The following is a 16,699-nucleotide window of genomic DNA, read 5'->3' as shown; positions in this document are numbered from 1 at the left end:
GTGTCAATATCCGATACCGCTTCCAAGGCGCTGGTCTACTATGGATGCTTTCTTAAGCCCGCTGCGTTTTTGGCGGGCACTCGCCGTCCAAGAGCCAGGCTTATGGAGGACATGGTGGAAGAGTCGCAGCTTTTGGAGACACGGCGCCAGTGGTACGCCGCGTATATCGACGGCAACGTTGGTCAGTTGGACCACATCGAGAGCGACGACTTCGTCGTCATCTGCGAGGCGGGGTTGGTAGGGAAGCTGGATCAGCTCGGCAGCATTGCCGAGGCAGTCGCGAGGGACCGGTGGTTTTCCCGCGGCAGTCGCGCCGAAGATGAGGTCGTGAAGCTGTTGCCGTTCGGCGATCTGGTGTCGATTTTCGGGCAGGGGCGCGTTGTCGGCGACGTCCGTGCTCGTCCCCCTCTCTTTTTCAGCGAGCTTTGGCAGAAGCTCGATGGCCAGTGGCGCGTATTGTCACTGCATTTCACGGTGGCTGCCGAGCCAAAAGGCTGAGGGCCGCCATGCCGAACCACGCCGACGGATATACCGTCGGCGTGAACTCTTCTCTCAGTCGCGCTGAATGCAGTTGGCATACAGGCTGACGGTGGCGGGCCAGTCGGTGAAGATGCCGATGATGCCGACGTCCCGCACCAGGGCGTCGAGTGTGATCAGCTTGTCGCCTTCACGCCGAATGACCTCTTCCGTGGTCTGGTGATACCACTGTCCACCTTCCGCCAGCGGGCCGGAACGTTCCAGTGTCCAGGTTATCAGCTCGAGCCCCGCTTCCTTGGCGCGCTCAGCGTACTCCGACGGTACGATGCGGCTCTCCTCTTCGCTGAAGCCGGGGTTGGCAGCCAACAACATCCAGGTTGGTGGTGCCAGAATGCGCACACCCTGTTCAGCCAGTTCTTCCATGGTCGGTGACCAGGTCTCGGGGTTGGTATGGTCGAAGCCTTCATCGCCATAGCGTCCATCGAGATAAACCGCCTGCTCGCCGAACTCGGGCTCATGCTCGATCCAGTAGAGCACGTCATCGAGATTGAAGGACTGGGCGAAGACATCGCCGGCTGGCACGTCCTCTGCCTTGTACTCGTCGATCAGCTTCTGGGCGTAGTCCTCCTGGCTCATGCCATTGAAGGGCATTTCCACCTCGGGTTCCTTGAGCTCGGGCGTCATCTTCACGCCAAGTGCCTTGAATAGCGCGACGGTGTCGGCATGGCTCATCAATGTGCCCCGGGTGGCATAGAGGTCGGTGCGCCAGGCGGGCGTGCCTGCCAGGTACTCTTCTATGCTGCGAGCTTCGCGGTTGGCGCCTTCCATGGTGCCGCGCAGGGTGCGAAATTCGGCCAGGGTGATGTCGCTGGTGCAACAGCGTATATCGGCGGCATTGGCCAGTTCGCCGCTATCTGGATCGATTTCCGGCGGCACGCTGCATTTTTCCGCCAGATCCGTCTCAACGATGTTGGTGGTGTAGTGAAGGTCGCACTGGGCGTGGCGACACACGAGCTCGTTGTCGCTGGTGAAAGTCACGTCGCATTCGACGATACCGGCACCGCCCTGTACCCCGGCCAGGTATGACTCGAGGGTGTGCTCGGGAAACTGCAGCGGCGCACCTCGATGAGAGATGACCAGATCGTCAGGCTGCCAGTCGGTCCGCTGACCGGCACATTCGAGTAGCTCGGCCTTGAGCTCGCGCTCGCGTTCGGTCTCTTCGCTCATGTCATTGATCAGGAACAGCGGCCGTGGGCCTAGCGTCACCTGCCGGGCGGCCTCCAGCAAGGCATCGCTCCATTCGGGGGCGTTATCGTTTGCGTTCTGCGCCATCGCTGGGCCTGCGATCAGCAGGCTCAGGCAGGCCATGGTGGGGAGTGTCTTGTTCATTATGAGTCTCGCTATCTTCCTTGTTGGCGTGGGCCCCTGTCGCTGCCGGGAGCCAAATCTGAGCGTAGCCATGCGCAGCGAAGCGTGCTAGCGCTCCGTGAATGCCAGGCGCACCGCCAAGGCGAGAAAGCTCGCCGCGAAAACTCGTCTCAGCCAGGTAAGGACGCCCGGGCGTGTGATGACCCGCTGACGTGCGGCGGCGGCGCTGACGCCATAAAGTATGAAGACCATAAATGTCATCAGCATGAAAGCGAGGCTCAGCTCGAGCATCTGTTTCAGCACCGCTTCGTCGGAAACGATGAATTGGGGCAGGAAAGCCAGAAAGAACAGGGTGAGCTTGGGGTTGAGAAGATTGAGCAGTACGCCGGTGACGACCAGCTGCCGGGCCGCGATGACCGCAAGGCCTGCCGCTGGAGCTGGCTCATCGCGAGAACTGAGAACGCTCCAGGCCACATACAGCAGATAGACGATTCCCAGCAGCTTGAGCAACTGAAAGGCTGCTGCGCTGGTATTCAGCAGCGAGGCGAGGCCCGTCATGGCAGCAAGGATGTGCGGCACGATTCCGAGCGTACAGCCGAAGGCGGCGATGATACTGGCGCGCGTGCCATGGGTGAGACCCGTGGATAGGGTGTAGAGCACCCCGGTTCCGGGAGAGGCAACGATGACCAGCGAGGTAAGGAGAAATTCCAGGCTCATGGGCAGGCTCCGATGGGAAACCTTGCCATCGTGACGCTATGGGACAGACGGTTCTTGAATGAAATTGCAGCTCAGCTGGGTGCGAGGGCGCGCCGATAGCGGCCCGGAGAGAGCCCGAACTGACGATTGAAGGCACGGCTCATGTGGCTCTGGTCGGCAAAGCCCGCTGCCAGGGCGGCCTGGCTCAGCGCCTGCCCGCTGGCGATCAGGCTCCGGGCCTTTTGCACGCGGCGCTGCAAGAGATAGGCATGGGGAGTGGTACCCAGCGCGCGGGAGAAGCTGCGCAGCAGCTGGTAGCGGCTCAGGCCCGCCATCTCGGCCAGCTCACTCAGGCTGGCGGGCAGCTGCGGGGCGTCATCGAGGCGCTGACGAACCCTGGCGATGGCGCCGGGGATGCCCTGACGATCAGGTACCGTACGAGAGCCATGGCGAGAAAAGGCTGCTCCTAGCAGCTGGCAGCTCAGCTCATCCGCCGGCAGAGGTTCCGCAGGTGCCGTCATGAGCCGATCGAACATCTGCCGCATGAGCACCTGCAGCAGGGGGTCGTCGAGGGCGGGCCGGGTCAGCTCGGCGTCGTCATCGCTACCGAGGACTTGCCGAACCAGAGTCGTGTCGAAGTAGAGCATGCGCCAGCCACGAAGCGTACCGGCCATTGGTGCGCCGTCATGCATCTCGCCCGGGTTGACCGTGATGATATTGCCCGCCACCGCGTCGACCCTGCCGACGCCGCTCCAGGAGCGATGGCCGCCAGAGACGATCAGGCCGATCCCGTACTGATCATGGGCATGACGAGGAAATGTCCGGCACGAGGTCAGGCTCATGGCTACCAGCCCATCGAGCCCGGTGGGCAAGGCGGTGACGTGATGACGCTGTTCCGTCATGCTATCTCCTGAGCCAGCAGTGGCTGAATCGATGTGCTGACCGGCCGGGACATCGACCAAGGCGACAATAAAAAGCCTCAGGAAGCAACGCGCCTTCCTGATAGGCTGAATATAGTAACGGTTAATTATTATCGTCGATAACGGTTAGAGCAATTGCGCCGTGCAAGGAAAAGAAGTGCTGCATATCACTTCTTTTTGCTCCCGCAAGGGGAAGCGTCGACGCGAGCACTGTCGAGATAGAACCACAGGGCGGCGTAAGCGGCCTGTGCCCGGCGGGCATGCTGATCCCAGAAGCGCAGGACTTCATCATCGTAACGTGCGGGGGAGTGAGTGGAGTTTGTCATGAGGCGGTCCTCCTTAAGGGATTACCACCTCCCAGCATAGGCTCTTTTTGCTGCTATGCAGCATAATATTTGTAACTCAGCGCAGCGGCCCCAAGCAAAACACCCCGTTCGGGTCTGCCGAATGGGGTGGTTCAATGCCGACGAGCTTGATGCTTCAGCGCTGCGTATTCTCCTCAAACAGTTCAGCCTTGGCCTCACGCATGACGTTCTCGCATGCGGCCTGATGTGCAAGCTGGGTCAGCAAGCTCTGAGTAACGGCAAAACCTTTGCCCAGGCAGGTGTCCACCTCTTCACGACTGACTGTGGGAGTGACTTCATACTCGATCTTGATCGTTCTACCGCTACCGTCCAGCTTGTCGGCAAGATTACGAATAAACCAGGCGAGGCGTTCACGCCAGCCAGCCGTACCTTCCAGTCCTTCGTTGACACTGAACGTGCACTGCCATTCAGGTTTATAGACTCGCATGAGTGCCTCCTGTACTGGCTTGATTAGAAATGATCGATCGTGATGTTCACTCCGCTACTTCGACGAAAACTGCTTTTACAGCATATCAAACTTGTACGTAGCTTACACGAACTGTGCCGTTTCGCTCCGCTAAGATCTTGCTTACTGACATCGTAAAACCTCTGCGCACGACTCTACTATCGGCACGGCGAGCAGAAACCTGAGCGAGTCATGCTTATGACTGACGCCTGCTGAGCACAGGAAAGGTGCGCCAGGCAGGCTGCGATGCGGCTTAACGGGAGACTTGAAAGTGAAAGCGAGTTCGAATGGGAGGCCGATAAATTACAGTCGTACCAGCATCTTGCCTCGATTGCCCCCTTCGAAGAGCTGAAGGAAGGCGTCGGGTGTGCTTTCCAGCCCCTCCATTACGGTCTCCTCGTAGTCGATCTCGCCCTTGGCTACCTGTGGCCCCACATCCTCCAGGAAATGAGGGTATTCGGTCCAATGGTCGAAGATGATGAAACCCTGCATGCGCGCGCGCTTGATCAGCAGGTTTGCCAGGTTGCGCGGCCCCTGCGCCTGGGTTTCGTCGTTATAGCGTGAGATCAGCCCGCAAATCGCGATACGGGCACCCACCTTGAGATTGTTCAGAGCCGCTTCGAGGCAGGTGCCGCCGACGTTTTCATAGTAGACGTCGAAGCCCTCTGGACAGGCCTGCTTGAGGTCGTCGCTGAGCTGCTGGGTATCCTTGCCCTTGTAGCTGACCGCACCAATCTCGTGCTGCTCCAGCCAGGCAAGCTTGTCGGCGGCACCGGCGATGCCGACGACCTTGCCGCCTTTCGCTTTGGCCAGCTGCACGGCAAGCGACCCCACGGCCCCACTGGCAGCGCTCACCAGCACGTTATCGCCCTCGCGCAGATTGGCGATGCGATGGAGTCCCGCCCAGGCCGTCATGCCCGGCATGCCGAGCACGCCCAGGTAGGCCTGGTCCGGTACTTCGATGTCGGGCAACGGTTCCACTACGTCCGCCTTGAGCTGAGCCAGGTCTCGCCAGCCGGCCATGTGGCGCACTTTGTCGCCGACCTTGAAGCGGGTATGGCGTGACTCGATCACCTCACCGATGGCAGCGCCATCCAGCGGCTTGCCGAGCTCGAACGGGGCGATGTAGGTTTCCACTCCGCTCATGCGGCCGCGCATGTAGGGGTCGACCGAGAGCCAGGTGTTGCGTATGCGAATTTCATCCGCGGCGAGCTCGGGCAGCGCTTGGCTTTGCAGCTCGAACAGCGCCTTGTCGGGCAGGCCCTTGGGATAGGCGCCGATGGAAAAGTAGCGTGCCTGCATGTCATCTCCTTGACGTGGCTTGCTGCCGGCTTCGAGGACGCATTCAGCCGGGCGGTCCCTGCTCGAAGAGTTCGGCCTTGGCATCGCGCATTACGTCCTCGCAGGCTGCCTGTTGGGCCAACTGGTTGAGCAGGGTGTGAGTGACCTCGAAGCCCTTCACCAGGCAGGTATCGATCTCCTCGGCGGTCACTTCCGGTTCGATATGGCATTCGATAGTCACGGTGCGGCCTTTGCCATCGAACCTGTCGGCCCAGCGGCGCAGGCGCCATGCGAACCGCTCACGCCAGCTTGCGGCTATGCCAGGGGCTTCGTTCACGGTGAAGTTGCACTGCCACTCCGGCCTGTAGATTTTCATGAGAACCTCCCGTTCCGGCTGGGTCACTCCGTTGTTTCTTCCTTGTTCCGTCCGCGACGGTCGGAATGTTCATACTTCTAGCATAGAAGCTATGTGCGCTTGGGACAGGTAAGCGAATGTGTAGCCGGTAAGGTCCCCCCCACGCCCCGCAAGCGTTATTGGACCAATGGCGACTCTCTGTCCATGGTTAGGGTATCGGCCAATTCACACTTCATGGATGGAAACGTGAACAAGTTTGCTTGGCGAACCGGCATCGCGGTTGGGGTCGTGCTGTTGGCCTTGGCGGCGGCTGCTCTTTTTCTCGAATCCGCCTGGTTCCGTGGCTGGCTGGAAGACCAGGCCAGCGAACATCTGGGACGTGAAGTGACGATCGGCGACCACACTGTCGATTGGGGGCAGCCGCTGACGTTGCGGCTCAGCGAGTTGCAGGTTGCCAACGCGTCTTGGGCCGAGGATCCCATGGCAAGCCTCGATGAGCTGTCGGTCACCCTCGCGGTAGGCCCCTTGCTGCGGGGACGGATCGAGCTGGAGAGGCTCGCCGTCGACAGGCCCGATATCCTGTTGCTGAGACGTGAAGACGGCACCACCAATATCGACGATCTCATGGAAAGGGAGCCAACCGAGGAGCAGGAGATCCCGCTCTGGCCTGAAGCCTTCAACATCGACCGGGGTCGCTTGATCTTTCGCGACGAGGGCGAGGACATCGAACTCGAGCTGGCCTTCGATACGCCGGGAGAGAGTTTCGATGAGATGAGCGTGGATCTGCGGGGAGAGGGCAGCGTTCAGGGCGACCCTGTCGCTTTTCAGGGCCTGCTGCACCTTGAGATCGAAGAGCGTCGTGGCGCCCTCGAAACGTTTCAGGGTCGTATCGGTGAGAGTCGTCTGCGTGGCGCCGTGGTGCTCGACCTGGGGCGTGACGTGCCACGTCTGCTGGTCGACCTACAGGCCGATACGCTCGATCTGGATCGCTGGAGCGGCATGTTCGGCGCGGACCCCCAGCCACCGGAGCGCGAGTTGGCCGAGCAGCAGCGCACGCTGGCTCAGCGAATGGACGTGTTGCGCTCCTTCGAAGCGGAGGTCGATGTGGCCATCGGCCAGCTGCAGTTCGCCGAGCGCAGCCTGCACGATGTCGCGCTCAAGGCGTCGCTCTGGGATGGCCAGCTCTCGATCGAGCACCTGCAGGCGAGAGAGCCTCTAGGCGATGGCAACGAGCGCCAATTGGCGCTGCAGGGCCGGGTGGATGCGGATGAGGAAGGCCAGGCGGCTGCCGTCGAGCAGGGGCACTTCCACTATCGGGACACGGCCCAGGGAATCGCCATCGAAGCCGTCTTCGAGAGACCCGATGACGGTGGTGAGGGGCAACGCCTGGCGGTACGGGGTGAAGGCCGCTTGCAGGAAGACCCCCTCGATTTTCAGGGCCTGCTGCAACTCGATGTGGAAGGGCTTCGCGGCGGTATCCATGATCTCGAAGCAAACATTGGCGACAGCCGCCTGGAGGGCCGGTTGGGGGTCGATCTGGGACGCGAGGTGCCATGGCTGGTAGCCGAGCTGAAAGCCGACGCTCTCGATCTGGACCGCTGGGGGCTGTTCGAGCAGCACCCGGAGGAAACGGCCCCGCAGGAGGAGCAAGCGGGGGACGCTGGCGAGTGGGACCAGGGGTTGGCCCAGTTCCTTGCGGGGCTCGCGGATTTCGAAGCGGAGCTCGACCTGGCCCTCGGGCAGCTTCATTACGCCGGTCAGACTCTTCACGACCTGGTCGCCGAGGCCAGCTTGCAAGACGGGCGGCTCACCATCGATCAGGTGCGGGCGCATCAGCAGATCGATCAGGAGCAACCCCGCTCCCTCCATGTTCAGGGTTGGCTGGAGGCTGACGAGCAGCGCGTGGCAGGTCATCTGAGTGCACAGGCGGACCGTATCGACCTGACGGCAGCCTTGGCTCCGTTCGGGGTCGGGGAGGTGGGGACGCTCGATGGCACGCTCAACACCCGGATCGTCGACGGTGGGTTGCTGCTCGAAGATACCGCCCTCGACTATCAGGCCCCGCAGTGGGGGCTATCGCTCGCCTTAACGGCCGATACGCGCACGGAAGGCGTCGAGGGGCACCGGGTGCACCTCGTCGGCGAGGGGCGTTACGAGGAAGAACCCTTTGCCTTCGACCTATTGATTGGGCCTTTGCTCGACCTCACCAATCCGGATATCGCCTATCCAGTCTCCGGTGAGGTGGCCAGCGGCGACACTCGGCTGCGGATCGACGGCAGCGCGGTGCAACCTTTCGCCCTTGCATCGCTGGAGGGCAGCGCTCAGTTGGAAGGGCCCAATCCGGCGCAGCTGACCGATCTGACCGGTATCAACCTGCCGGAGCTGCCGCCTTACCGGGTGTCGGGCTACGTGCGTTATCAGAACGACCTGCTCAACATCGACGGCCTGGAAGGCGGCTTCGGCGACAGCGATGTGGCTGGCGACGTACGCCTGCGCTTCGGCGAACAGCCCCAGCTGTGGGCCACGCTGGTTTCCCAGCGACTGGAGGCGGACGACCTGCTGCCGATGCTGGGTATCTCGCCGGAAACGGGGCCGGATGAAACGGCATCTGCCGAGCAGGAGCAGTGGGCGGCCGAGGAGGAGCGCGCGGAAATGCTCTTCCCGGATCGAGAATGGGATCTCGAGGCGCTGCGCAATACGGATATCGTGCTCGACTACGAGGCGGTCGACGTTCAGGCGGAACACGTGCCGTTCGAGAACCTGTCGTTGGCCCTGGAGCTGGAGCAGGGCGTGATGACGGTCGAACCGCTGCGGCTGGGGCTTGGCGGCGGGCAGGTCCGTGCCTCCTGGGTGCTGGATGCACGGCAGGCCGCCATCGAAGGTAGTCTGCAACTGGCGCTGAGTCAGGTAAACCTCAGTGCTCTGTTGGACGAGGCAGGCCTGCCTGAGGTGGCTCGCGACACCTTGGGCGTGATCGGTGGTCACGGCGATTTCCGCTACCGCGGCCGCTCGATGCATGAGGCCATGGCCGGGCTAAATGGCGAGCTGAAACTGGCCATGTCACAAGGTTGGCTCGATATCATCGCCGCTGAGCTGCTGCCGCTCAATGTTGCCAACGCACTGGTGGCAGCCCTCGGCGGGAAGGATCAGGTACAACTGGAGTGTATCTACGTGCGTTTCGTCGCCGAAAACGGTCTGGTCGATCTGAATGAGTTCTTCATGGCCACCGAGATTGCCCACTTCGAGGGTGCTGGCGCCATCAATCTCGCAACGGAGCGGATGGATATGGCCTTCCAGGGGCACAATATCGATCCCACGCTGTTCACCGGAAATTCTCCCGTGGAGCTAAAGGGGCCACTGCGCGATCCGGAGGTGAACGTCATCACACAGGAGCTGCTTGCCCGCGGCGCGCTGTCGCTGCTGGGAGCCATCGTGGCACCGCCGCTGGCGATCCTGCCATGGATAGATCCAGGCGGTGGCGAACGAGTCGGGATGGGCTGCGAACAGGCGCTTGCCGAATTCCAGGAATAACCGCCCTCACCAGGCACACCTGCCCGTGGCACCTTAATGCGTTTCGTGCCAGGCCTCGTGGCCGCAGCTGCGGCAGTGGAAGAGGGCCTCGAAGCCGGAATCCGTCTCGCTCGACCGGCGCAGCGTACCTCTTCGATAGATAAAGGAGCGCAGCGAGCAAATCGGACAGCGAAGTTCTTCGTGACGAGGCGCATGGGGCAGGTCGCTGAGTGCGTGCTCCGCAGGCAAGGCGTTGGCCTCTCTCATGATGTCGTCCAGCTTCGCTTGCAAAGCGCTCACCATGCCCTGCGCCTCTTCGGCCTGGGCGGGGGCGGCCAGCGCGGCCAAGCGTTCGATGTCTCGTTTCACCGCATCCAGGCGTGAGGCAATGTCGGTCATGGAAACTCCTGCGTCACGATTACGCGTTCCATCAGCATAACCCGGCATTGTCGATATGACATGCTGTGGCGATGAGCAGGATGGAATCATGCCTTGCGTCATGACGGGACTATGCCGAAGCAGTATTTCAGTGTCCTGTTAACGCTTCTTTACGATACGCTAGCACTGGCGCGACGCGGCGCGGTGGCTCCGGTCGGATAGTCAACGCGGTGGACGAGGTGTGAATGAACAGGCCAGAGCAGGTTCTGGTGGAGAAGCACGACATCACCACACGAGGCGATGCGCCACCGGGAATGAAGGGCGCCTTTCAACGTGGCTGGCGCAGCCTGATGACGTCGGGTGGCCGTACCTCGGAAAGCAGTCCCGACTACCTGCGCATTACCCTGCTCAACCTGGTGCAGGGCACGGCCATTGTCGTCTGGTCGCTGTTTCTGGTGCTGATGCTTGCCGGCCTGGTGGAGTTTTCGTGGGGCCGTTTGCTCATCGATACGACAGGGCTGCTGATCGCCTTCGGTGTCATCCTGGGTTTGCGCCGCGGCGTTCCCGTCTCAGTGGCGGTGCATATCACCCATGCCTTTCTCTTTTTATGCCTGTTGGGCCTCTCCTTCGTGCGAGCCGACAACCCGTTGACCATGACGTTGCCGCTGATCTACCCCGCACTGGCCTTCTTGCTCCTAGACGACATACGCCGCGGGCTGGCCGGCACCTTGATGATGACGGCAGGGCTCAACATTTTGCTTTCCTCTGGGCTCGGACCGGAGCTGCGCGACAGCGCCGTGCTGCTCGACGGGGCCGTGACCATCACCGTGGTGATGGTGTTCCAGGCAGCGGTCATGGCGCTCTATGTGCATCATCGTAAACAGGCGATTTCCATGCTGCGGGCCGTCAGCGTGCAGCTCAATGAGTTGGCGAGTCACGACCCGTTGACGGGGCTCTACAACCGACGCACCTTCGTCGAGGTGATCGAGCGTGAGCTTGCACGCCGGGACAACGACGTCCGCCAGTTGGCCTTTTTGCTGTTCGATATCGACCGCTTCAAGGCCTATAACGACCACTTCGGTCATCCCCAAGGCGATGAATTGCTGAAGCGGCTGGCGGCTACGGCCAAGCGAGTTTTTTCCCGCGGCGAGGATGTGGTATTTCGTCTTGGTGGCGAGGAGTTCGGCGTCGTCTTCCAGACCGAGTCGCCGGAGCAGGCCGCGGATATGGCCGACCAACTCCTCGCAGCCGTCGAAGCCATGGGTGAGCCGGCGCCGGCTGGGCCAAACGCGACCCTGTCGGTTTCCGCCGGGCTTTACCTGGTGACAAAGGGGTACGACACCTCTGCCAACCGGATCTACAGCCGGGCTGATCAGGCGCTGTATCGGGCCAAGGAGGCGGGACGGGCGCGCTGGTTTCATGCCACGCCGTGAGCCGTAGCCCTAACCGCCGGGGCCGTACTCCAGGCATCTTTCACCCATCGGCGGCCCCAGCAGCAGCGCTCGATTGAGATCGCGCAGTGCGCTGCGCAACCCCTCCTCCAGCACCGGATGGTAGAAGGGCATCTGCAGCATGCGCTCGACCCCCATCTTTTGCTCCAGCGCCCAGGCCAGCAGGTGGGCGAGATGCTCTACCCGTGGTCCGAACAGCTCGGCGCCGAGAAACTGACCGGAGCCGTGTTCGGCATAAAGCCTCATCAGCCCGCGATTCTGGCCCATCACCACGGCGCGCCCCTGATCCTCGAAAGTTGCTTCGCCCTCGGCGACACCGTCGCATCCGAAGCGCTCGACCGCCTCTTCGAGACTCAGTCCGACCGTGGCCATCTGCGGGTCGCTGAAGGCGATGGACAAGGGCGTGCTGCGACGCCCGGCGCGGCGCTCGGGGTAGCGCCCGGCATTGTTCCCGGCAATCCGCCCCTGCTGGTTGGCTTCGTGCAGCAGGGGCAACTCCTGGCTGGCGTCACCGGCAATGTAGACATGGCTGGCCTCGCCATCTGCGCGGCGGCATTGCATGGTGAAGCGGTTGTAGAGGGGAACGCCATTGTCACCCAGCGCCAGTCCGGCGTTTTCCAGCTGGAGCCCTTCGAGACAGGGGCGTCGCCCGGTAGCCGCCAGCAGATAATCGAAGCGCTCGGTCAAGCGCTCCCCGTTCTCCCGTTCAAGGAAGGCAATTTCCACTTGATCCCCGGCGCGCCGGATGGTGTCGACTTCGGCAGATGGATCGAGATAGAACTCCTCGTTGAAGGTACGCTCGGCATAGTCACGCAGCGCCGGGTCCTGAAAGGGGCCGAGTGAACCGCTCTTGCCGAACAGGCGCAAACGTACCCCAAGTCGACTCAGCGCCTGGCCGAGTTCCAGGCCGATGATGCCGGCGCCGAACACGGCAAGCGAACTCGGCAACGTCTCCCACTCGAATACGGTGTCGCTATCGATCAGGCGATCGCCGGCCGGGTGAAAGATGTCGGGGGCGTGAGGCTGCGAGCCGGTGGCGATGATGATGGTGCCTGCCCGCAGGTATTGATCGCCGACGCAGAGGGTATGGGAGTCCACGAAGTGGGCCCAGCCCGACACCAGGTTGCCGGGTTCTATCTGCTGCATGGAGTCAATGACGCCCTCGACGAAGGCGTCGCGCTCACGTTTCACCCGAGCCATCACGGCTCGCCCATCGACCCTGATGTTGCCGACCTCAATGCCGAAACGCTTCGATGTGTTTACCTGATGGGCTGCCTCTGCGGCCGCGATGAGCAGCTTGGAGGGCATGCATCCCACGCGAGCGCAGGTCGTTCCCTGCTCTCCGCCTGCTATGAGCACTACCTCATCCGAATACTGCCTTGCGCTTTGCCAGGCGCTCAGACCAGCCGTGCCGGCCCCGATCACGGCCACGTCGACATCGCGTACCTGCATGGCGTCCCCCTTTGGCATCAAGAATCGGCTAGCGTCTAGGCTTCACTCAAGCCTAGACGCTAGCCGTCGGCCAAGGCCACCTTGAGGGAGAGCGTTCAAGACTTGCGATTATGCGCAGGTTTGTCCTTCTGGCTCGCCGAAGCCATTTTTTCCAGCTCTTTTTCGTCCATGGATTCATACATCTGCTTCGATGCGCCTTCGAGCTCGCTAACCTTCTTCTCGCCACGCTTGGCGGCTAATGCGGCTCCGGCCGCCATTTGCTGGGCCTGTGATTTTGCTGGCATGGGTGCCTCCTTCTTTGGACGAAATGATCGTAGCGTTCCCAAACACCGTGTTTCACAACGAGATATCAATGAGTTGTAGGTAATGACCTATCAGATAAATTAGCCGGCTTTATCCGATCGCGCCGTTTCAATCCGTTACTTATTCATGCGGCTCGTATTCAAACACAACGAATTTTTAATCGAGTGACTAGTTGAATTCGTAAATCGCTAAAATAGGAGAGACTGGAGTTGCAAATCTATTTTGACTGGTAGGGCATGCCGTGGTATTCGAAAGCTACGGCAAAAATAACAATTACGAGCTGGCGTTAATACAGACGATGGCAAGGGACACCTGTAACGACTTAACGGATTGAAATCCAACGGGTAGCTCCGTTGCATCCGCAGGGAAGGGAGACGTATGCGCCAGCTCGTCTTACATGGTCGCCCCAACGGGGTGATCAGTCAGGTTTGCCATGACGACGTCACCGGCCTGGTGACTCGACGTCAGGCTGAGATTCACTTGAGCACGCTGCTGACAGAAGCCTCCGTCCGGCAAAAAAGGGTGGGCGTGCTGCATGTCGATATCGATCGATTGAAGGAGATCAACCATTCTCTTGGCCGTGCCATGGGGGATGCCTGCCTGAGGCAGCTGGCCCGGCGCATCGTCGAGGCCACTGGCAATCGCGGCCATGTGAGTCGGATGGACAGCGACGAACTGATGGTGATACTCCCCGACGTTGAAAATCTGAATGACGTCATCCCCATCGTGGAAAACCTGATGGCCCATGCCCGTCGGCCGCTGAAGCTCTCCGGTCAAGCGCTCCTTGCCAGCTGTTGCCTTGGCGTTGCCCTCTACCCCGATCACGGCGAGACGGTCAGTGAACTCATGCGCAATGCCAACTTGGCCCGGCGCAAGGCCCAGGCGAGGGGCGCCGGACAGTACTGCGTTTTTTCACCGGATCAACTCAAGGCCGGTACCGATCGCCTGCAGCTGCGCTGCGACTTGCACAAGGCATTGCCACAGGGGGAGATGGCGCTGCAATATCGCCCTCTGATCTGCGCGCGCAGCGGACAGGTCGTGGCGATATCGGCCCAACCGCGCTGGCATTCGCCGCGTTTCGGCATTCTCGAGCCGTCCAAGTGGATCCCGGCTGCCCGCGACAATGGGTTGTTGATCGACATCTGCCACTGGGTCTTGATCAACGCCTGCCGCCATGCCCGCTCCTGGTATGACGCCGGCTCGGGACTCAGGGTAGTGATAGGCGTGCCGGCCGAAGGCGTGGCGGGCGATATGCTGATCGACCGCGTCGAACAGGCCCTTGATGCGAGTTGCCTGCCGCCGGACCTGCTCGAGATCGAATTGACCGAGAGCGGACTGATGCGTGACCCCCACCATGCCAGCCACATGCTCGCACGCCTTCACGCCATGGGAGTGCGACTTGCCATCGACGGTTTCGGCAGCGGCCACTCCATCCTCGGCCACCTGGGCCTGTTTCCTCTCGATATACTCAAGCTCGACGACTTGTTCATCCACGACTGTCTCGACAATCCTCGCCATCAGGCCATCATTCGCTCGGTCATCGGCATGGCGCACGAGCTGGGGATACGCGTCGCGGCGAACGGTGTGAGTTCACGCCAGCAGGTCGATTTCCTGCGTGAGCTAGGCTGCGATCTGCTGCAGGGCAGCCTGTGGTCGCGCATGGAATACAGCGAACCTCTACCGCCGTTGCCCTGACGTTGGGAGGCAGAGAGCCCAGGGTGTGGTTGCGGGCAAGCCGGTTTCGACCGACCATGAAGTCTCGACAATCAGACCACGTCCTTTCAAAGGAGCCGCCATGCCCATCGTCACCATCCAGCAGTTCCCACGCGAGCTGAGCCAGAAGCGCGAACTGGCGCGCCGTATCACCCAGGCTTTTGTCGAGGTGTACGGCACTCCCGAGCAGAGCGTGCAGGTCTTCTTCAGCGAAGTGGATGGAGAGAACTGGGCCAAGGCGGGCGAGATGGGCTGCGATCGCAGTCCGGGGCAGGGCTGAGGGGGAGACAGCATGCGACTTCAGCATCTTACCTGGCAGGAGGTCGAGACCTACCTGACGCAAAGAACCGATATCATCGTGCCGATCGGCTCCACCGAGCAGCACGGCCCCAATGGCCTGGTGGGCACCGATGCCATCTGTCCCGAAACCGTTGCCTGGGAAGTCGGTGAGCGACATGGGGTGCTGGTGGCGCCGACCCAGAGTCTGGGTATGGCCCAGCATCACCTGGCGTTTCCCGGCACGATCAGCCTGCGCCCCAGTACCTTGATTGCCGTACTGCGCGACACCTTGCTCTCGCTATCGCGTCACGGCTTTACCCACGTCTTCTTTCTGAATGGCCACGGCGGCAATATCGCCACCCTGAGTGCCGCCTTCGCTGAGGTGTATGCCGAACGCAGCCTGCTCGATGGCGATGCACGCCGTGGCGAGTTGAACCTCACCAACAACAACTGGTTCGCCGGTCCTCGCGTGCGCAAGCTGGCCGAGTCGCTATACGGGGATGCCGAAGGCACGCATGCCACTGCCTCGGAAGTGGCGCTCTCGTGGTTTGCCCGACCGGACGCGGTAAAGCAGGTCGAAATGTCGCCGCGTCTTGCGCCGCAAGGCAGCGCCCAGTGCGACGCCGAAGAGTTCCGTCGCCGTTTTCCCGATGGCCGCATGGGCTCCGACCCTAGTCTCGCCAGCATCGAGCACGGCCGGCGCTTCTTCGAAGCCAGCGTGGATGACGTGTGGGAAGCTTATCGGGCCTTCACCGGTCGTCAATGAGGGGGGGACGGTCTTTGCTGCGCGTGGTCTCCTCCCTGGTCGGCATCTATGGGCTCGTGGTGCTCCTGGCCTGGTTCTTTCAGGAGCGCTTGCTCTTTTTGCCCCATGTCGGGCGTGAACACGTTGCCACCCCAGCCGAGCGCGGCCTGGGCTGGCAGCAGGTCGACCTGATCACCGAGGATGGGGTCAATCTGGATGCCTGGTGGATTCCCGCTGACCGACCTCGTGGCAGCCTGCTGTTCCTGCATGGCAACGCCGGCAACATCTCCCATCGGCTCGACTCGATTCAACAGTTCCACCGCCTGGGGCTTTCGGTGTTGATACTGGATTATCGCGGCTATGGACGCAGTGAAGGGCGTCCATCCGAAGCGGGTACGGCGCTGGATGCCAGGGCGGGATGGCGTTGGCTGACCGAGCAGGCCGGTGCCTCTGCCGATGAGATCGTACTGTTCGGCCGCTCGCTGGGGGCGGCCGTAGCGGCGGAGCTGGCGGCTTCACTGGACGCGCAGAACCAGCCGGCAGCGGTGCTGCTGGAGTCGCCGTTTCGTTCGGTGCCGGCACTCGGCCAACAGCTTTACCCCCTCCTGCCGGTGCGTTGGCTGGCAACGCTGGACTACCCGACCGAACGCTACGTCACCCGGATCGAGGCGCCGCTACTGGTGATTCATAGCCGCGACGACGAGATCATTCCCTATACCGAGGGTGAAGCGGTATTCGAGGCAGCCAATGAGCCCAAGCAGATGCTTCCCATCATGGGCGGGCACAACACCGGTTTCGTCGAGAGCGAGCCTGGATATTCAGCGGCAATCGACCAATTCCTGACCCGCCTGGCGGGGTTGGAAAGACCCCCGTCCGAGTGAAACTGAAATCGCGGAATTGCCCTGGCTATGTAGGTTTTCTAAGTGGCTGGGTAATGTTTCGTGCCCGCCTGCTGCACTAG

The 16,699-nt window shown here is 61.7% G+C and carries 17 protein-coding genes; 7 read left to right on the top strand and 10 right to left on the bottom strand.

The annotated features are described in order from the left end of the window. Window positions 1-102: 102 nt before the first annotated feature. A complete protein-coding gene (locus tag AC2VNO_RS13570) occupies window positions 103-498 on the top strand; it encodes a nuclear transport factor 2 family protein (RefSeq protein WP_486934615.1) in 396 nt (131 codons plus the stop codon). Between the two features lie 54 nt (window positions 499-552). On the opposite strand, the gene AC2VNO_RS13565 is transcribed toward AC2VNO_RS13570, so the two are convergent. The 7 genes from AC2VNO_RS13565 to AC2VNO_RS13535 form a co-directional block, all read right to left on the bottom strand. Then, window positions 553-1,866: a glycerophosphodiester phosphodiesterase family protein gene (locus AC2VNO_RS13565; protein ID WP_486934614.1), complete on the bottom strand. Its 1,314-nt coding sequence runs from the start codon at window positions 1,864-1,866 to the stop codon at window positions 553-555. Between the two features lie 87 nt (window positions 1,867-1,953). Then, window positions 1,954-2,562: a LysE family translocator gene (locus AC2VNO_RS13560; protein WP_486934613.1), complete on the bottom strand. Its 609-nt coding sequence runs from the start codon at window positions 2,560-2,562 to the stop codon at window positions 1,954-1,956. Between the two features lie 71 nt (window positions 2,563-2,633). Further along, on the bottom strand, window positions 2,634-3,443 hold the full coding sequence (locus AC2VNO_RS13555) for a helix-turn-helix domain-containing protein (RefSeq protein ID WP_486934612.1): 810 nt from the start codon (window positions 3,441-3,443) through the stop codon (window positions 2,634-2,636). Between the two features lie 185 nt (window positions 3,444-3,628). Beyond that, complete coding sequence (locus AC2VNO_RS13550) at window positions 3,629-3,787, bottom strand: hypothetical protein (protein ID WP_486934611.1); 159 nt, start codon at window positions 3,785-3,787, stop codon at window positions 3,629-3,631. A gap of 154 nt (window positions 3,788-3,941) precedes the next feature. Beyond that, a complete protein-coding gene (locus AC2VNO_RS13545) occupies window positions 3,942-4,253 on the bottom strand; it encodes a hypothetical protein (RefSeq protein WP_228578930.1) in 312 nt (103 codons plus the stop codon). A 321-nt stretch (window positions 4,254-4,574) separates the two neighbouring features. Further along, complete coding sequence (locus tag AC2VNO_RS13540) at window positions 4,575-5,573, bottom strand: NADP-dependent oxidoreductase (protein WP_486934610.1); 999 nt, start codon at window positions 5,571-5,573, stop codon at window positions 4,575-4,577. 43 nt (window positions 5,574-5,616) lie between these two features. Next, complete coding sequence (locus tag AC2VNO_RS13535) at window positions 5,617-5,928, bottom strand: hypothetical protein (RefSeq protein WP_486934609.1); 312 nt, start codon at window positions 5,926-5,928, stop codon at window positions 5,617-5,619. A 225-nt stretch (window positions 5,929-6,153) separates the two neighbouring features. Here AC2VNO_RS13535 and AC2VNO_RS13530 point away from each other — a divergent pair, with 225 nt between their 5' ends. Next, on the top strand, window positions 6,154-9,438 hold the full coding sequence (locus tag AC2VNO_RS13530; protein WP_486934608.1) for an AsmA family protein: 3,285 nt from the start codon (window positions 6,154-6,156) through the stop codon (window positions 9,436-9,438). Window positions 9,439-9,471: 33 nt separating this feature from the next. Here the strand turns inward: AC2VNO_RS13530 and AC2VNO_RS13525 are convergent, their stop codons facing one another. Beyond that, window positions 9,472-9,816, bottom strand: a complete 345-nt coding sequence (locus AC2VNO_RS13525; protein WP_486934607.1) for a hypothetical protein — start codon at window positions 9,814-9,816, stop codon at window positions 9,472-9,474. Window positions 9,817-10,040: 224 nt separating this feature from the next. On the opposite strand from AC2VNO_RS13525, the gene AC2VNO_RS13520 reads away from it, so the two are divergent. Continuing rightward, window positions 10,041-11,228: a GGDEF domain-containing protein gene (locus AC2VNO_RS13520; RefSeq protein ID WP_486934606.1), complete on the top strand. Its 1,188-nt coding sequence runs from the start codon at window positions 10,041-10,043 to the stop codon at window positions 11,226-11,228. Window positions 11,229-11,237: 9 nt separating this feature from the next. On the opposite strand, the gene AC2VNO_RS13515 is transcribed toward AC2VNO_RS13520, so the two are convergent. Then, entirely contained in the window at window positions 11,238-12,698 is a 1,461-nt protein-coding gene (locus tag AC2VNO_RS13515) for a dihydrolipoyl dehydrogenase (protein ID WP_486934605.1), read from the bottom strand. A 95-nt stretch (window positions 12,699-12,793) separates the two neighbouring features. Then, window positions 12,794-12,982, bottom strand: coding sequence for a DUF3008 family protein (locus AC2VNO_RS13510; protein ID WP_228578937.1), 189 nt, complete (start codon window positions 12,980-12,982; stop codon window positions 12,794-12,796). Between the two features lie 397 nt (window positions 12,983-13,379). Between AC2VNO_RS13510 and AC2VNO_RS13505 the strand changes: the two genes are divergently transcribed. From AC2VNO_RS13505 to AC2VNO_RS13490, 4 genes are all read left to right on the top strand, one after another. Next, the gene (locus tag AC2VNO_RS13505) at window positions 13,380-14,696 is read left to right on the top strand and encodes a putative bifunctional diguanylate cyclase/phosphodiesterase (RefSeq protein ID WP_486934604.1); all 1,317 of its coding nucleotides are present in this window, start codon (window positions 13,380-13,382) and stop codon (window positions 14,694-14,696) included. 100 nt (window positions 14,697-14,796) lie between these two features. Further along, on the top strand, window positions 14,797-14,994 hold the full coding sequence (locus AC2VNO_RS13500; RefSeq protein ID WP_486934603.1) for a tautomerase family protein: 198 nt from the start codon (window positions 14,797-14,799) through the stop codon (window positions 14,992-14,994). Window positions 14,995-15,006: 12 nt separating this feature from the next. After that, window positions 15,007-15,759 (top strand): creatininase family protein, encoded by a 753-nt coding sequence (locus tag AC2VNO_RS13495; RefSeq protein ID WP_486934602.1) that lies wholly within the window; start codon window positions 15,007-15,009, stop codon window positions 15,757-15,759. Between the two features lie 23 nt (window positions 15,760-15,782). Continuing rightward, entirely contained in the window at window positions 15,783-16,619 is an 837-nt protein-coding gene (locus AC2VNO_RS13490) for an alpha/beta hydrolase (RefSeq protein ID WP_486934631.1), read from the top strand. Window positions 16,620-16,699 lie beyond the last annotated feature (80 nt).

It is taken from the genome of Halomonas sp. TH-94 (genome assembly GCF_057473365.1).
The sequence above is the reverse complement of the archived record's forward strand: the minus strand, read 5'-3'. Positions and strand labels throughout refer to the sequence as shown.

Excerpts from the sequence above, each read along its gene's own strand:
- AC2VNO_RS13560 (WP_486934613.1), bottom strand. The coding sequence starts at position 2,562 with ATGAGCCTGGAATTTCTCCTTACCTCGCTGGTCATCGTTGCCTCTCCC.
- AC2VNO_RS13510 (WP_228578937.1), bottom strand. The coding sequence starts at position 12,982 with ATGCCAGCAAAATCACAGGCCCAGCAAATGGCGGCCGGAGCCGCATTA.
- AC2VNO_RS13550 (WP_486934611.1), bottom strand. The coding sequence starts at position 3,787 with ATGACAAACTCCACTCACTCCCCCGCACGTTACGATGATGAAGTCCTG.
- AC2VNO_RS13555 (WP_486934612.1), bottom strand. The coding sequence starts at position 3,443 with ATGACGGAACAGCGTCATCACGTCACCGCCTTGCCCACCGGGCTCGAT.
- AC2VNO_RS13545 (WP_228578930.1), bottom strand. The coding sequence starts at position 4,253 with ATGCGAGTCTATAAACCTGAATGGCAGTGCACGTTCAGTGTCAACGAA.
- AC2VNO_RS13520 (WP_486934606.1), top strand. The coding sequence starts at position 10,041 with ATGAACAGGCCAGAGCAGGTTCTGGTGGAGAAGCACGACATCACCACA.
- AC2VNO_RS13525 (WP_486934607.1), bottom strand. The coding sequence starts at position 9,816 with ATGACCGACATTGCCTCACGCCTGGATGCGGTGAAACGAGACATCGAA.
- AC2VNO_RS13565 (WP_486934614.1), bottom strand. The coding sequence starts at position 1,866 with ATGAACAAGACACTCCCCACCATGGCCTGCCTGAGCCTGCTGATCGCA.
- AC2VNO_RS13535 (WP_486934609.1), bottom strand. The coding sequence starts at position 5,928 with ATGAAAATCTACAGGCCGGAGTGGCAGTGCAACTTCACCGTGAACGAA.
- AC2VNO_RS13495 (WP_486934602.1), top strand. The coding sequence starts at position 15,007 with ATGCGACTTCAGCATCTTACCTGGCAGGAGGTCGAGACCTACCTGACG.
- AC2VNO_RS13540 (WP_486934610.1), bottom strand. The coding sequence starts at position 5,573 with ATGCAGGCACGCTACTTTTCCATCGGCGCCTATCCCAAGGGCCTGCCC.
- AC2VNO_RS13570 (WP_486934615.1), top strand. The coding sequence starts at position 103 with ATGGAGGACATGGTGGAAGAGTCGCAGCTTTTGGAGACACGGCGCCAG.
- AC2VNO_RS13515 (WP_486934605.1), bottom strand. The coding sequence starts at position 12,698 with ATGCAGGTACGCGATGTCGACGTGGCCGTGATCGGGGCCGGCACGGCT.
- AC2VNO_RS13505 (WP_486934604.1), top strand. The coding sequence starts at position 13,380 with ATGCGCCAGCTCGTCTTACATGGTCGCCCCAACGGGGTGATCAGTCAG.
- AC2VNO_RS13500 (WP_486934603.1), top strand. The coding sequence starts at position 14,797 with ATGCCCATCGTCACCATCCAGCAGTTCCCACGCGAGCTGAGCCAGAAG.